The organism is Pseudomonas sp. I8001, from assembly GCF_013385345.1.
In the GTDB taxonomy this organism is placed as follows: Bacteria; Pseudomonadota; Gammaproteobacteria; order Pseudomonadales; family Pseudomonadaceae; genus Aquipseudomonas.
Window position 1 is genome coordinate 53,416 of sequence record NZ_JACAQC010000032.1, and the last position, 14,435, is coordinate 67,850.

The window sequence follows — 14,435 nt, forward strand, 5'->3', positions numbered from 1 at the left end:
CAAGCCCGCTCCCACATTGGATAGTCGTTGTTTTCCAGACCGTGTTCCCGCAGCGAGAACCCCATGTCTCAAACCCCACCCACCGGCCAACCCGCCTACGTCTTGCACAGCCGCGCCTACCGCGAGACCAGCGCCCTGGTGGACTTCCTCACGCCCCAAGGCCGCCTGCGCGCGGTCTTGCGCAGTGCACGCGGCAAGGCCGGCACCCTGGCGCGGCCCTTCGTGGCCCTGGAAGTGGAGTTTCGTGGACGCGGCGAGCTGAAGAACGTCGGCCGCATGGAAGCTGCCGGCGCCTCCAACTGGCTCAACGGTGAGGCGCTGTTCAGCGGCCTCTACCTCAACGAATTGCTGATCCGCCTGCTCCCCGCCGAAGACCCGCACCCCGGCGTCTTCGATCACTACGCCGCCACCTTGCTCGCCCTCGCCGAAGGCCGTCCCCTGGAACCGCTGCTGCGCGCATTCGAATGGCGCCTGCTGGATGACTTGGGCTACGGCTTCGAACTGAGCAACGACCTGCACGGCGACCCCATCGCCGCCGACGGCATGTATCGCCTGCAAGTGGACGCAGGCCTGGAGCGGGTCTACCTGCTGCAACCCGGCCTGTTCCAGGGCACCGAATTGCTCGCCATGAGCGAAGCCGACTGGACCGCCCCCGGCGCCCTGTCCGCCGCCAAGCGCCTGATGCGCCAAGCCCTGGCCGTGCATCTGGGCGGTCGGCCACTGGTCAGCCGCGAGTTGTTTCGAAAGCCCTGACATCCCCGTGTATGCTGTGCAGCGATTCCTTCCCTCTTCAGGAGCGCTTTTCGTGACCACCAGCAATCGCATTCTTCTCGGCGTGAACATCGACCACGTAGCCACCCTGCGCCAGGCCCGGGGCACCCGTTACCCGGACCCGGTCAAGGCCGCGCTGGACGCCGAAGAAGCGGGCGCCGACGGCATCACCGTGCACCTGCGCGAAGACCGCCGCCACATCCAGGAGCGCGACGTGCTGCTGCTCAAGGACGTGCTGCAAACCCGCATGAACTTCGAAATGGGCGTCACCGAGGAGATGATGGCGTTCGCCGAGCGCATCCGCCCGGCGCATATCTGCCTGGTGCCGGAAACCCGCCAGGAACTGACCACCGAAGGCGGCCTCGATGTGGCTGGCCAGGAAGCGCGGATCAAGGCTGCCGTGGAGCGCCTGTCGAAGATCGGCAGTGAAGTCTCGCTGTTCATCGACGCCGACGAGCGCCAGATCGAAGCTTCGCGCCGTGTCGGTGCCCCGGCCATCGAACTGCACACGGGCCGTTATGCCGACGCGACCACGCCGACCGAAGTTGCCGACGAATTACAGCGCATCATCGACGGCGTCAACTGCGGCCTGGGCGAAGGCCTGATCGTCAACGCCGGCCACGGCCTGCACTACCATAACGTCGAAGCCGTGGCTGCGATCAAGGGCATCAACGAGCTGAACATCGGCCATGCGCTGGTGGCGCACGCGCTGTTCGTCGGCTTCAAAGGCGCCGTCGCCGAGATGAAGGCCTTGATTCTGGCCGCCGCCAAACATTAAAAGAGCGCTGAAGATCCAATGTGGGAGCGGGCTTGCTCGCGAAGGCGGCGTGTCAGGCGATGCATGAGTAACAGACCCACCGCCTTCGCGAGCAAGCCCGCTCCCACACAAGCCCGCTCCCACATGTGGCAATGCGAACCCTTACTGTTTAGGTGATGCCGGTGTATGGTATCTGCCCTTTGCGGGTCTCGGACCCGCGGCAGATACGTGAGGTTGTTGTGTCCCAATCGTTTTCCCGTCGACAAATCCTGGGTGGTCTTGCCGGTCTCGCGGTGGTGGGCGTCGGTGCCGGTGGCGCCTATCGCTACTGGCTCGGGAAGGTGGCCGAGGCCGAGGCGGGGCACGATTACGAGCTGATCGCCGCGCCGCTGGACGTGGAGCTGGTGCCGGGGCACAAGACCCAGGCCTGGGCCTTCGGCCCTTCGGCGCCGGGCACCGAGTTGCGGGTGCGCCAGGGTGAATGGCTGCGGGTGCGCTTTATCAACCACCTGCCGGTCGCCACCACCATCCACTGGCATGGCATACGCCTGCCGCTGGAAATGGACGGCGTGCCGTATGTCTCGCAATTGCCGGTACTGCCGGGCGAATACTTCGACTACAAATTCCGCGTGCCCGATGCCGGCAGCTATTGGTATCACCCCCACGTGAACAGCAGCGAAGAACTGGGCCGTGGCCTGGTGGGCCCGCTCATCATCGAGGAGCGCGAACCCACCGGTTTCAAGCACGAACGCACCCTGAGCCTGAAAAGCTGGCACGTGGACGAAGAGGGCGCTTTTGTCGCCTTCAGCATTCCCCGCGAAGCGGCCCGGGGCGGCACCGCCGGACGCCTGTCGACCATCAATGGCGTGTCCCAGGCGGTGATCGATTTGCCGGCCGGGCAGATCACCCGTGTGCGCCTGCTCAACCTCGATAACACCCTGACCTATCGCATCAACATCCCCGACGTTGAAGCGCAGATCTATGCCCTGGACGGCAACCCCATCGAACCGCGCCCGCTGGGCAAGGAATACTGGCTCGGCCCTGGCATGCGCATCTGCCTGGCGATCAAGGCGCCGCCCGCCGGTGAAGAGTTGTCGATCCGCAACGGCCCGGTACGCCTGGGCACCTTCCGCTCGGTGGCCAGCACCGACACGGCGACCGAATGGCCGCCTGCATTGCCGGCGAACCCGATTGCCGAGCCGGACCTGGCCAATGCCGAGAAACTCAACTTCAATTTCGAATGGGTTGGATCGGTCTCGGTGAACGTGGACAATAAGCCACCGAGCCTGTGGCAGATCAACGGCCAGGCCTGGGACATCACCGACAAGACCTGCGCCGACCGCCCGATTGCCAAGCTTGCAAAGGGCAAGAGCTACATTTTCGAATTGAAGAACATGACCCAGTACCAACACCCGATCCACCTGCACGGCATGAGTTTCAAGGTCATCGCCTCGAACCGCCACAAGGTGATTCCGTACTTCACCGACACCTACCTGCTGGGCAAGAACGAGCGTGCCCGCGTGGCGCTGGTGGCGGATAACCCGGGTGTCTGGATGTTCCACTGCCATGTGATCGACCACATGGAAACCGGCCTGATGGCCGCCATCGAGGTGGCGTGATGCGCCAGTTTCGCCCCACGGCGATTATCGACCGCAGCCGCGACCAGGACTTCATGCGTGAAGCGCTGGCCCTGGCTGCCCAGGGGGCCGCGCTGGGCGAAGTGCCGGTGGGCGCGGTGCTGGTGCAGGATGGCGAAGTGATCGGGCGCGGCTTCAACTGCCCCATCAGCGGCAACGACCCCAGTGCGCATGCCGAGATGGTCGCGATTCGGGCCGCTGCTCAGGCTGTCAGTAATTATCGACTGCCGGGCAGTACGCTCTACGTCACGCTGGAGCCGTGCAGCATGTGCGCCGGGCTGATCGTGCATTCACGGATTGCCCGGGTGGTGTACGGCGCGCTGGAGCCCAAAGCCGGGATTGTGCAAAGCCAGGGGCAGTTTTTTACCCAGGGCTTTCTCAACCATCGGGTGCTGTATGAGGGCGGGGTGTTGGCCGAGGAGTGCGGGACGGTGTTGAGCGAGTTCTTCAAGGCGCGAAGAGCCAAAGGCTGACGCGATACCCTGTGGCGAGGGAGCTTGCTCCCGCTGGGCTGCGTAGCGGCCCCAAAATCTGGGGAGCGCTGCGCACTCCAGCGGGAGCAAGCTCCCTCGCCACAACAGCAGTCTTATTTCTTCAACACAACAGCAGTCTTATTTCTTCGCGACAATCACCGCCCGCATCGGCGCCGGCAGCCCTTCGATGGTCTTGCTGTGATCTTCTGGGTCCAGGAAGTCGCTGAGGGACTGATACTTCATCCACGCCGTGCCGCGCTGTTCCTCGACCGTGGTCACGCTCACGTCCACACAGTGCACCTCACTGAAGCCCGCACGCCGCAGCCACAGCATCAGCGCCGGCACCGACGGTAGGAACCAAACGTTGCGCATCTGCGCGTAGCGGTCTTCCGGCACCAGCACTTGCTGCTGATCGCCTTCAACCACCAGCGTCTCCAGCACCAGCTCCCCACCCTTGACCAGGCAATCCTTCAGCGCCAGCAAATGCTCGATGGGCGAGCGGCGATGGTAGAACACGCCCATGGAAAATACCGTGTCGAAGCCTTCCATGTTCGACGGCAGGTCTTCAAACGGGAACGGCAGGTGCCAGGCCTTGGGCGTCGGCAGATAACGCTGCACCGCCTGGAACTGGCAGAAGAACAACCAGTTCGGGTCGACGCCAATCACACTGTCGGCGCCGGCGCCGAGCATGCGCCACATGTAATAGCCGTTGCCGCAACCCACATCGAGGATGCGTTTGCCCTTGAGGTCCAGGTGCGGCGCGACCCGTGACCACTTCCAGTCCGAGCGCCATTCGGTGTCCACGTGCACGCCGAACAGATCGAACGGGCCCTTGCGCCACGGGCAAAGGCCCATCAGCGCAGTACGCATTTGCGCACGGGTGTCGTCGTCGCAGTCGGTATCCAGCACCAGGCCGTTCAGCAGGTCGATTTCACTGGGCATGATCTTCGGCAGCGCATCCAGCGCGCTCTGCCAGCGTTCCAGGTCGCCATGGCCTTTTTCCATCTTCGCATCGAGTTGCGCTTGCAGGCCCTGGGCCCAGACGGCCAGGGGAGTGCCGACCAGGTGGCGGGCGAGGGGAGACAGATCAATCATGGCAAGGCAATCAACGAGGCAAAGTTAAGACACTGGAACCACGGCACGACTTTCGAGAACCCGGCCGCCAGCAGGCGTTCGCGGTGTTCTTCGAGGCTGTCGGGCTTCATGACGTTTTCGATGGCGCTGCGCTTCTGGGCGATTTCCAGTTCGCTGTAGCCGTTGGCGCGCTTGAAGGCGATGTGCAAGTCGGTGAGCAGCGCATGTTCTTCCGGGTCATTGAAGCGCAGCTTTTCCGAAAGGATCAGCGCGCCGCCCGGCAGCAGCGATTGGCGAATGCGCGAGAGCAAGGCCAGGCGTTGTTCGGGGGCGATAAATTGCAGGGTGAAGTTCAGCGCCACCACCGACGCCGGTTGGAATTGCAGGGCGAGGATATCGCCCTCGATCACCTCCACTGGCAGCAACTCCTGGAACATCGAGTCCTGGCCGTTGAGGTATTCGCGGCATCGCTCGACCATCGCCGCCGAGTTATCCACAGCGATCACCCGGCAACCGTCGGTGCGCACGTGACGGCGCAGGGCCTGGGTCACCGCGCCGAGGGATGAACCGAGGTCGTAGAGCACGCTATTGGGTTGGGCAAACTGCGCCGCGAGCACGCCGAGGTTCTCGACGATGGTCGGGTAGCCGGGCACCGAGCGCTTGATCATGTCCGGGAAAACCCGCACCACGTCTTCGTTGAAGGCGAAGTCCGGCACCTGGGGCAGGGGCTGGGCGAATAGGCGATCGGGTTCTTTGCTCACGGCTGTTCCGGCGACGAAGGGGGAAAGCCGGGCATTTTAGCGTAGGAGCTGGCTTGCCGGCGATGTTCGTTAACGATGACGCGTACTTTCTGGATGAACGCGGCAACTGTGGGTTTTTTCGCTGGCAAGCCAGCTCCTACAGGTTGACGGTTTTTTTCTGAGGAAAGGAAGAGGCCGTAATGCCCCACTGCCCCAGCCAGTAGCTGACAATCAGCAAATACGGCGCCGCTTCAAACGCCACCACAAACCGATTGATCCCGATCAGCGTGTCGGAGAACACGAACGATGCCGCGCCTGCCGCCGCCAGGTAGGCCGAGCGCTTGGGCACTTCGCTGCCCAAGCGCGCCAACGCTCGCCACAGCATCGCGCTGATCACCAGCGCGTAAACCACCACCGGTACCAGCAATGGGCCAAGGCCGTGGGAAATCAGGATACTCAGCAAGATCGCGCCGACGACCAGCGCCAGCACCAGCGGCAAAATCGCCGGGCGGCGGCAGTCGCTCAAGTAGGCTTTCAGGTACGCCAGGTGCGCGAACAAAAACGCACCGAGGCCGAAGATGAACAGGTCGCCGGGCCAGGCCAGCAGCACATCGCCCACAAGGGAAAAAATCAGCCCCAGGCTGATCCAGCGTCGATAGTCGGTGGGCGGCGCATCATGCAGCCACCCCAGCAGCGCCAGTACCGGCAATGGCTTTACCAACAGGCAGAGCAGGGTGGCGTGGGTGCTCAGGCCGTAGATAAAGGTTACCGCCCCCATCAACGCAAGGATCATCCATGGCATATCAGTTCACCGTAATGGCGCAGTCGAAGGTTTCGGCCGGTTCAGCTTCCGGCTCCCAGGGTTGTTGTGAGGTGAGGCGCAAACGGCCCTGGCCGGCGTTGAAGGCCTGGAAGCGCCAGGTGGATTGGCCGCCACTGCCGACCACGCCGGTGTCGTCGGTGTTGCTGTAGACCTCGGGGCTCAGGCTGCGCAGCACGCCGCCGGCCGAGTCCTGGATGGCCCAGCGGTAACCGGTGGTGGGATTGCTGGGCAGGGTCAGGATCAGGTTTTGCCCGGTCTTGAGTTGCAGCGGGCAGGCGCTCTGTTTTTCCACGGTGACGTTTTGCTTCGGCGCACTGGCGCAGGCGGCGAGCAGGCAAAGGCTCAGGGGGAGAAGCAGACGGGCAGCGGTCATGGGGGCTCCGTTGTTTGGCGACGAAGGGCGAGCATAACCGAAGATGAGACAAGGTGTGACAGATGGCGTTGTGTTGGCTGCACCGGCCTCTTCGCGAGCAAGCCCGCTCCCACATTCGACCGCATTCCAAAGGACGGACTCGGTCAAGTGTGGGAGCGGGCTTGCTCGCGAAGAGGCCAGCTCAGGCGCTACATAACTATCAGAACAACACCTTCGCCACATCCGCAAAGCGCTTGGCAAAGTGCACCGTCATCCCTTCCTTCAGGTACTCCGGCAGCTCTTCAAAGCTCCCCCGGTTAGGCTCCGGCAAGATCAGTTCGTGAATTTTCTGGCGCCGCGCCGCAATCACCTTCTCGCGCACCCCGCCAATCGGCAGCACATGCCCGGTCAACGTCAGTTCACCGGTCATGGCCACGCCTTTTTTCGGCGGCTGGTTACGCGCCAGCGACAGCAGCGCACTGGCCATGGTCACGCCCGCGCTCGGGCCGTCTTTCGGTGTGGCACCTTCCGGCACGTGCAGGTGCACGAAGGCTTCATCGAAGAACTTCGGGTCACCGCCAAACGACTTCAGGTTCGAGCTGATGTAGCTGTAGGCAATCTCGGCCGATTCCTTCATCACTTCACCCAGTTGCCCGGTGAGCTTGAAGCCACGGTTCAGCGTGTGGATGCGCGTCGCCTCGATCGGCAGGGTCGCGCCGCCCATGCTGGTCCAGGCCAGGCCGGTGATCACACCGGTGCCCGACAGCACTTGCTCGTTACGGAACACCGGCATGCCCAGGGAGGCTTCCAGGTCCTTGTTGCCGATCTTGATCACCGAGTCCGGCTCATCCAGCAGCTTGACCACCGCCTTGCGCACCAGTTTGCCCAGCTGTTTCTCCAGCTGGCGCACCCCGGCTTCGCGAGCGTAACCATCGATCAGCGCGCGCAGGGCGCCGTCGCTGATGGAGAGGCTGTTTTTCGACACGCCGGCTTTTTCCAACTGCTTGGGCCACAGGTGACGCTTGGCAATCGCGACCTTTTCTTCGGTGATGTAGCCCGACAGGCGAATCACTTCCATCCGGTCCAGCAACGGGCCGGGGATCGAATCCAGGGTGTTGGCGGTGCACACGAACAGCACTTTGGACAGGTCCAGGCGCAGGTCCAGGTAGTGGTCGAGGAATTCGACGTTCTGTTCCGGGTCGAGGGTTTCGAGCAGGGCCGAGGCCGGGTCGCCCTGGTAGCTCTGGCCCATCTTGTCGATCTCGTCGAGCATGATCACCGGGTTCATCACTTCCACATCTTTGAGGGCTTGCACCAGCTTGCCCGGCATCGCACCGATGTAGGTGCGGCGATGGCCCTTGATCTCGGCCTCGTCGCGCATGCCGCCGACGCTGAAGCGGTAGAACGGCCGGCCGAGGGATTCGGCAATCGATTTGCCGACACTGGTCTTGCCCACGCCTGGCGGGCCCACCAGCAACACGATGGAGCCGGCGACTTCGCCCTTATAGGCGCCCACGGCGAGGAACTCGAGGATCCGACTCTTGATGTCGTCCAGGCCGGCGTGGTGTTTGTCGAGCACCTTGCGGGCGTGCTTGAGGTCGAGTTTGTCCTCGCCATACACGCCCCACGGCACCGAGGTGGCCCAGTCCAGGTAGTTGCGGGTGACCGCGTACTCCGGCGAACCGGTTTCCAGGATCGACAGCTTGTTCATTTCTTCGCTGATGCGTTTCTGCGCCTGGGTCGGCAGGACCTTGTCCACCAGGCGTTGTTCGAATTGCTCGACGTCGGCGCTGCGATCGTCCTTGGTCAGCCCCAGCTCTTGCTGGATGACCTTGAGTTGTTCCTTGAGGAAGAACTCGCGCTGGTGTTCGCCGATCTTGCGGTTCACTTCGGCGGAGATTTCTTTTTGCAGGCGCGCGACTTCGACTTCCTTGCGCAGCATCGGCAGGACTTTTTCCATGCGCTTGAGCATGGGCACGCAGTCCAGCACTTGCTGCAGTTCAGTGCCGGTGGCCGAGGTAAGGGCGGCGGCAAAGTCCGTCAGCGGCGACGGATCGTTGGGGCTGAAGCGGTTGAGGTAGTTCTTCAGTTCTTCGCTGTACAGCGGGTTGAGCGGCAGCAGTTCCTTGATCGCATTGATCAGCGCCATGCCGTAGGCCTTGACCTCGTCGGTCGGCTGGGTCGGCTGGTGCGGGTATTCGACTTCCACCAGGTACGGTGGGCGGTGGTGCTTGAGCCAGGTCTTGATCCGCACGCGGGTCAGGCCCTGGGCGACGAATTGCAGCTTGCCGTTTTCGCGGCTGGCGTGGTGCACCTTCACCAGGGTGCCGTACAGCGGCAGGCTGGAGGTGTCGAAGTGGCGCGGATCTTCGGGCGGGGTTTCCATGAAGAACAGGGCAAGGGAGTGGTGGTCGGACTTGCTCACCAGCTCCAGGGTTTCGGCCCACGGCTCTTCATTGACGATCACCGGCAACACTTGCGCCGGGAAGAAAGGCCGGTTGTGGATCGGGATGATGTAGACCTTGTCGGGCAGGTTTTGCCCTGGGAGGGCCAGGCCAGTGTTGGCGGAAGTGTGTTCAGCGTTTTCCGGGTCGGCGTAGTCGTTGAGATCGATGTCCGGGAATTCTTGCTGGTCGCTCATGGGGCACCTGCATAAGGAAGTATGCAAGTTAGATGGGGCGGGTCGGCAGTGGTTTCAATGGGTGGGGTGAGATAGCAACATATTGCACAATATTTTCAAAAGCACCGCTGAACAAATGTGGGAGCGGGCTTGCTCGCGAAGGCGGTCTGTCAGTCAATGCATTTGTGACTGATGCGCCGCCTTCGCGAGCAAGCCCGCTCCCACATTTTCGATTGCATTTCGTCAGCTGAGTTTGTGCAAGTAGGCCGGCAACGGCTGTTCGGGCAGCACCGAGAGCACCTTCAAGCGCTGCAACATCCGCTGCCGGGCCCGTTGCAGGTGCTCGCGCAGGTTCAGCGCGGCGGCGTCGAAGGCGCCATGCAACAGCAACTCCAGGATCAGCCGGTGCTCGGCCAGCATCGCCGGATCGGCACCGATGCCCAGCAGCCGGTAGAAAATCCGGCTGATGATCATCGGGCTCTGCCCCTGGCGGATCAGCGCGGCGATCTTGCGATTTTGCAGGCCGGCGAGGCAGTGCTGGTGCAGGTCTTCCTCGATCTGCTCGATCTCTTCCAGGCTGCAATGGGCGCTGTTTTGCGCATCGAGCACGCGCTGCAACATGGCGTGCAGCAGGTCGCGGTCGAGGTTCGGCGCGCTCTGGCGCAGGGCTTCGGGCTCCAGGCAGGCGCGCAGTTCGTAGTCTTCGGTGACTTCCCGGGCAGTCAGTGGCCCGGCCAGCCATTGGGAATAGGGTTCCTTTTCCACCAGGCCACGGTCCCGCAGGCGCATCAGCGCTTCACGCACCACCGCGCGGCTGACGTTGTAGTGCTCGGCGGCGGCCTGTTCATCGAGGCGATAATGCCCGAAGGCGATACAGGTCGAGAGCGCTGCGCCGATTTCCTCGACGATGCGCTCCCCCAGTGGCCGGGTGTCCACCAATTCATCTTCACCATTGAGGCCCAGGTGCGCATGGCTCAGGGGCAGGCGCAGCGGCTCCATGTCCAGGCCGTCGGGGTTGATCAGGTAACCCCGGCCATCGAAGCGGCAGATCAACCCTTCGTCATGCAACAGGTTCAGCGCCTTGCGCACCGGCACCCGGCTGGTGCCGAACAATTCGGCCAGCGGCGCTTCCAGCAACACCAGGCCATGGCGGGCGGTGCCGTGGGTGATGGCGTCGCGCAGAACCTGGTGAATCATCGCGTAACGGGAAGCCGAGGCTGACACTGCTTTCATCGGGTTCTCTGGAGCAAACGGGTCGGTGGCCGGGGATTCTCTCATAGTTGCGCCTGTCACTCTGCGCCACGTCGGTGGCACTTTTTTGGGGCCTTCAGAGGGTTGATGTTACTTTTCTGCACCAAAATGTATTTATTAATAAAAGATACATTATTTCATTCCAGGCGAGCCTTAAACAGTGGCCGATATTTCTTTTAATGCCTGAAACCCATCTAGCCCGTGGATCTGCTCCAAAGTGCCAGGTGTGGCAAACAAGCTGTCCACGAGACTGGCACGAAAGCTGCTTTTGTAAAATGTACATTTTATTAATATGTACATTTTTAAAAGGTCATTCCCATGTTAGACGCCACTTCAATGGCCGAGGATTTCGCCAGCGGTCGCAGCGACCCGGTGCAGGTCCTGGAACAGGCACTTGCCCATGCGAGCATGGCCCCCGGCGTGTTCATCTCCCTGACCGCCGAGCGCGCTCGCCGTGAGGCCGAAGCGTCGGTCGCCCGTTGGCGTGCCGGCCAGCCGTTGAGCGTGTTCGACGGCGTGCCCCTGGCCTGGAAAGATCTGTTTGATGTGGCCGGCAGCATTACCACGGCGGGCGCGGCCTATCGCCGTAATGCGCCGGCTGCCTTGCTGGACGCACCAAGTGTGGGCCTGTTGTGCCGCGCCGGAATGGTCAGCATCGGCAAGACCAACCTCAGCGAGCTGGCCTATTCCGGCCTGGGCCTGAACCCGCATTTCGGCACGCCGCACAACCCGAGCAGCGTCGACCAACCGCGGATTCCCGGCGGTTCGTCGTCGGGTTCAGCCGTCGCCGTGGCAGCCGGCATCGTGCCGATCGCCATGGGTACCGACACCGCCGGCTCCATCCGTATTCCGGCTGCGCTGAATGGCGTGGTCGGTTATCGCAGCAGTTGCCGGCGCTACAGCCGCGACGGCGTTTTCCCGCTGGCTCACACCCTCGACAGCCTCGGCCCGCTGACCCGCAGCGTGCGCGATGCACTGGCCATCGACGACCTGCTCAATGGTCGCGAGCAGCGCCCGCCACGCCCGCCTCGCAGCCTCAATGGCCAGCGGTTCTGGGTCGAGCAAAGTGTGCTGGAAGACGCACGGGTTGAACCGGCGGTGCGCGATAACCTGCAACGTTGTGTGGACCGATTGAAGGCGCACGGCGCACTGATTGAGGTACGCCCCTCGAGGACCTTCCAGGCCACCCTCGACCTGATCCAGCACCAGGGCTGGCTCGGCGCCTTCGAAGCCTTCGCCCTCCACGAAGCCCTGCTCGACAGCCCTGATGCCGAGCAACTTGACCCCCGCGTTCGCCGTCGCCTTGAAGCGGCCCGCACACTGCCGGCCAGCCAACTGCTGGCGCTGTACGACGCCCGTCGCCGTCTGCAACAGCAGCTTGTCGACGAACTCGACGGCGCGATCCTCATCACCCCCACCGTGGCCCATGTGGCCCCGGCCCTGGCGCCGTTGGAAGCCGACTTTGAGCTGTTCGTCAGCACCAACCTCGCCACCCTGCGCCTGACCATGCCCGGCAGCCTGCTGGACATGCCCGGCGTCAGCCTGCCCAGCGGCCGCGATGCCCTGGGCCTGCCCACCGGCCTGTTGCTCAGCGCCCCCAGCGGCGAAGACGCGCGCCTGCTTCGGGCCGCGCTGTCAGTAGAAACCGCACTCACTTTTTAAGGAGACACATCATGGCTAAAGACATCCTCTGTGCATTTGGCGTCGACGTCGACGCGGTCGCCGGCTGGCTCGGTTCCTATGGCGGCGAAGATTCCCCGGACGACATTTCCCGCGGCCTGTTCGCCGGTGAAATCGGTGCGCCACGCCTGCTCAAATTGTTCGAGCGCTACGGCCTGCGCACCACCTGGTTTATCCCCGGCCACTCGATGGAAACCTTCCCCGAGCAGATGAAGGCGGTGGCCGACGCCGGTCACGAAATCGGTGTGCACGGCTACAGCCACGAAAACCCGATTGCGATGACGGCCGAGCAGGAAGAAATCGTCCTCGACAAGTCCATCGAGCTGATCACCCAGGTCACCGGCAAACGCCCCACCGGCTACGTCGCGCCGTGGTGGGAATTCAGCAAGGTCACCAACGAACTGCTGCTGAAAAAAGGCATCAAGTACGACCACAGCCTGATGCACAACGACTTCCACCCGTACTACGTGCGCAAGGGCGACACCTGGACCAAGATCGACTACAGCCAGCACCCCGACACCTGGATGAAACCCCTTGTGCGCGGCGAAGAAACCGACCTGGTGGAGATCCCGGCCAACTGGTACCTCGACGACCTGCCGCCGATGATGTTCATCAAGAAAGCCCCCAACAGCCACGGCTTCGTCAACCCGCGTCACCTCGAAGAAATGTGGCGCGACCAGTTCGACTGGGTCTACCGCGAGCACGAACACGCGGTGTTCACCATGACCATCCACCCCGACGTGTCCGGCCGCCCGCAAGTGCTGCTGATGCTTGAGCGGCTGATCGAACACATCCAGAGCCATGCCGGCGTGCGCTTCGTCACCTTCGACGAAATCGCCGATGACTTTATCCGCCGCCAACCGCGTACCTGACACCCGTACCTAAACCCTGGCCAACCTCCCGAGGCGCGATTCATGTCTATCTACAACAAGCTTGATCTGACTGGCTGGAAACCCCGGCAACTGACGCCCAAGGAAGTGCGTTTCGCCACCTGGATCGCGTTTTTCGCCTGGGTGTTTGCGGTGTATGACTTCATCCTTTTCGGCACCTTGCTGCCGGAAATCGGGCGGCACTTTAACTGGGGTGAAGTGGAGCAGGCGGAGATTGCGACATGGGTGGCGGTAGGCACCGCCGTGGTCGCGCTGGCCATCGGTCCGATCGTGGACAAACTGGGTCGGCGCAAAGGGATTATTTTCACCGTGGCCGGTTCGGCGATCTGCTCGGCGCTCACCGCCATTGGCGGCGCGTGGGGCAAGTCGTCGCTGATCCTGATCCGTTCGCTGGGTGGCCTGGGTTATGCCGAGGAAACCGTCAACGCGACTTACTTGAGCGAGCTGTACGCGGCGTCCGATGATCCAAAACTGGCCAAGCGTCGCGGCTTTATCTACAGCCTGGTGCAGGGCGGCTGGCCGGTGGGCGCGTTGATCGCGGCGGGTTTGACCGCGCTGTTGCTGCCGGTGATTGGCTGGCAGGGGTGCTTCGTGTTTGCGGCGATCCCGGCGATTGTGATCGCGGTCATGGCGCGCAAGCTCAAGGAAAGCCCGCAGTTCCAGATTCACCAGCGCATCAGCGAGCTGCGTAAAAGCGGCGCGGTGAAAGAAGCGCAAAACGTCGCTGTGACCTACGGCGTGGACTATGACGAACACAGCAAAGCCGGCCTCAAGGCCGCATTCCGTGGCCCGGCCCGCCGTGCAACCCTGGTGATCGGTGCGGCGCTGCTGCTCAACTGGGCGGCGATCCAGGTGTTCAGCGTGCTGGGTACGTCGGTGATCGTCAGCGTGCACCACATCTCGTTCGAGAACTCGCTGATCATCCTCGTGCTGTCGAACCTGGTGGGCTACTGCGGCTACCTCAGCCACGGCTGGATGGGCGACAAGATCGGCCGGCGCAATGTCATCGGCCTGGGCTGGATGCTCGGCGGGCTGTCGTTTGCCGGGATGCTGTTTGGCCCGAGCAACATGGCGATGGTGGTGGGGCTGTACAGCCTGGGCCTGTTCTTCCTGATCGGGCCGTACTCGGCGGCGCTGTTTTTCATCAGTGAAAGTTTCCCCACCAGCATCCGGGCTACCGGTGGCGCGATCATCCATGCCATGGGGCCGATTGGTGCGGTGGTCGCCGGGTTCGGCGCGACCCAGGTGTTGTCGGCCGGGAGTGACTGGCAGACCGCTGCGCTGTGGTTTGGCGCAGTGCCGTGCTTCCTCTCCGGTGCGTTGATGTTTGCCGCGCGCCATGTGCGTCCGGAAACCGTCCAGTAAGG

General features: G+C 63.0%; 13 protein-coding genes. 7 read left to right on the plus strand and 6 right to left on the minus strand.

Going from position 1 to position 14,435, the window contains the following annotated elements; all coding sequences use genetic code 11:
* The first annotated feature begins 63 nt into the window (after window positions 1-63).
* The 4 genes from recO to tadA all read left to right on the plus strand — a co-directional run bounded on the left by recO (window position 64) and on the right by tadA (window position 3,638).
* Window positions 64-753, plus strand: a complete 690-nt coding sequence (gene recO / locus HX839_RS21025; RefSeq protein WP_093201548.1) for a DNA repair protein RecO — start codon at window positions 64-66, stop codon at window positions 751-753.
* A gap of 52 nt (window positions 754-805) precedes the next feature.
* Window positions 806-1,549 carry a pyridoxine 5'-phosphate synthase gene (gene pdxJ, locus HX839_RS21030; RefSeq protein ID WP_003210427.1) on the plus strand — a complete coding sequence of 248 codons (744 nt, stop codon included), beginning with the start codon at window positions 806-808 and terminating at the stop codon, window positions 1,547-1,549.
* A gap of 218 nt (window positions 1,550-1,767) precedes the next feature.
* Window positions 1,768-3,147 carry a multicopper oxidase family protein gene (locus HX839_RS21035; RefSeq protein ID WP_087695164.1) on the plus strand — a complete coding sequence of 460 codons (1,380 nt, stop codon included), beginning with the start codon at window positions 1,768-1,770 and terminating at the stop codon, window positions 3,145-3,147.
* Window positions 3,147-3,638: a tRNA adenosine(34) deaminase TadA gene (tadA, locus tag HX839_RS21040; protein WP_003210422.1), complete on the plus strand. Its 492-nt coding sequence runs from the start codon at window positions 3,147-3,149 to the stop codon at window positions 3,636-3,638. Before HX839_RS21035 ends, tadA begins: the two co-directional genes overlap by 1 nt.
* 138 nt (window positions 3,639-3,776) lie before the next feature.
* Here the strand turns inward: tadA and cmoB are convergent, their stop codons facing one another.
* The 6 genes from cmoB to HX839_RS21070 all read right to left on the minus strand — a co-directional run bounded on the left by cmoB (window position 3,777) and on the right by HX839_RS21070 (window position 10,480).
* Window positions 3,777-4,733 carry a tRNA 5-methoxyuridine(34)/uridine 5-oxyacetic acid(34) synthase CmoB gene (cmoB, locus tag HX839_RS21045; protein ID WP_177040122.1) on the minus strand — a complete coding sequence of 319 codons (957 nt, stop codon included), beginning with the start codon at window positions 4,731-4,733 and terminating at the stop codon, window positions 3,777-3,779.
* The gene (gene cmoA / locus HX839_RS21050) at window positions 4,730-5,473 is read right to left on the minus strand and encodes a carboxy-S-adenosyl-L-methionine synthase CmoA (protein WP_093201534.1); all 744 of its coding nucleotides are present in this window, start codon (window positions 5,471-5,473) and stop codon (window positions 4,730-4,732) included. The genes cmoB and cmoA overlap by 4 nt, the downstream gene beginning before the upstream one ends.
* 136 nt (window positions 5,474-5,609) lie before the next feature.
* Entirely contained in the window at window positions 5,610-6,254 is a 645-nt protein-coding gene (locus tag HX839_RS21055) for a lysoplasmalogenase (protein ID WP_102605186.1), read from the minus strand.
* Window position 6,255: 1 nt separating this feature from the next.
* Window positions 6,256-6,648 carry a protease inhibitor I42 family protein gene (locus HX839_RS21060; RefSeq protein WP_003210413.1) on the minus strand — a complete coding sequence of 131 codons (393 nt, stop codon included), beginning with the start codon at window positions 6,646-6,648 and terminating at the stop codon, window positions 6,256-6,258.
* Window positions 6,649-6,847: 199 nt separating this feature from the next.
* Window positions 6,848-9,268 carry an endopeptidase La gene (gene lon / locus HX839_RS21065; protein WP_003210412.1) on the minus strand — a complete coding sequence of 807 codons (2,421 nt, stop codon included), beginning with the start codon at window positions 9,266-9,268 and terminating at the stop codon, window positions 6,848-6,850.
* A gap of 222 nt (window positions 9,269-9,490) precedes the next feature.
* Window positions 9,491-10,480: a GntR family transcriptional regulator gene (locus HX839_RS21070; protein ID WP_003210410.1), complete on the minus strand. Its 990-nt coding sequence runs from the start codon at window positions 10,478-10,480 to the stop codon at window positions 9,491-9,493.
* A gap of 336 nt (window positions 10,481-10,816) precedes the next feature.
* On the opposite strand from HX839_RS21070, the gene HX839_RS21075 reads away from it, so the two are divergent.
* Genes HX839_RS21075 through HX839_RS21085 form a run of 3 tightly spaced genes read left to right on the plus strand, consistent with a single transcriptional unit; the run spans window position 10,817 to window position 14,433 of the window.
* Window positions 10,817-12,160, plus strand: a complete 1,344-nt coding sequence (locus HX839_RS21075) for an amidase (RefSeq protein ID WP_177067649.1) — start codon at window positions 10,817-10,819, stop codon at window positions 12,158-12,160.
* Window positions 12,161-12,171: 11 nt separating this feature from the next.
* Window positions 12,172-13,050, plus strand: coding sequence for a polysaccharide deacetylase (locus tag HX839_RS21080; protein WP_003210406.1), 879 nt, complete (start codon window positions 12,172-12,174; stop codon window positions 13,048-13,050).
* A 42-nt stretch (window positions 13,051-13,092) separates the two neighbouring features.
* Entirely contained in the window at window positions 13,093-14,433 is a 1,341-nt protein-coding gene (locus HX839_RS21085) for an MFS transporter (protein WP_003210404.1), read from the plus strand.
* Window positions 14,434-14,435 lie beyond the last annotated feature (2 nt).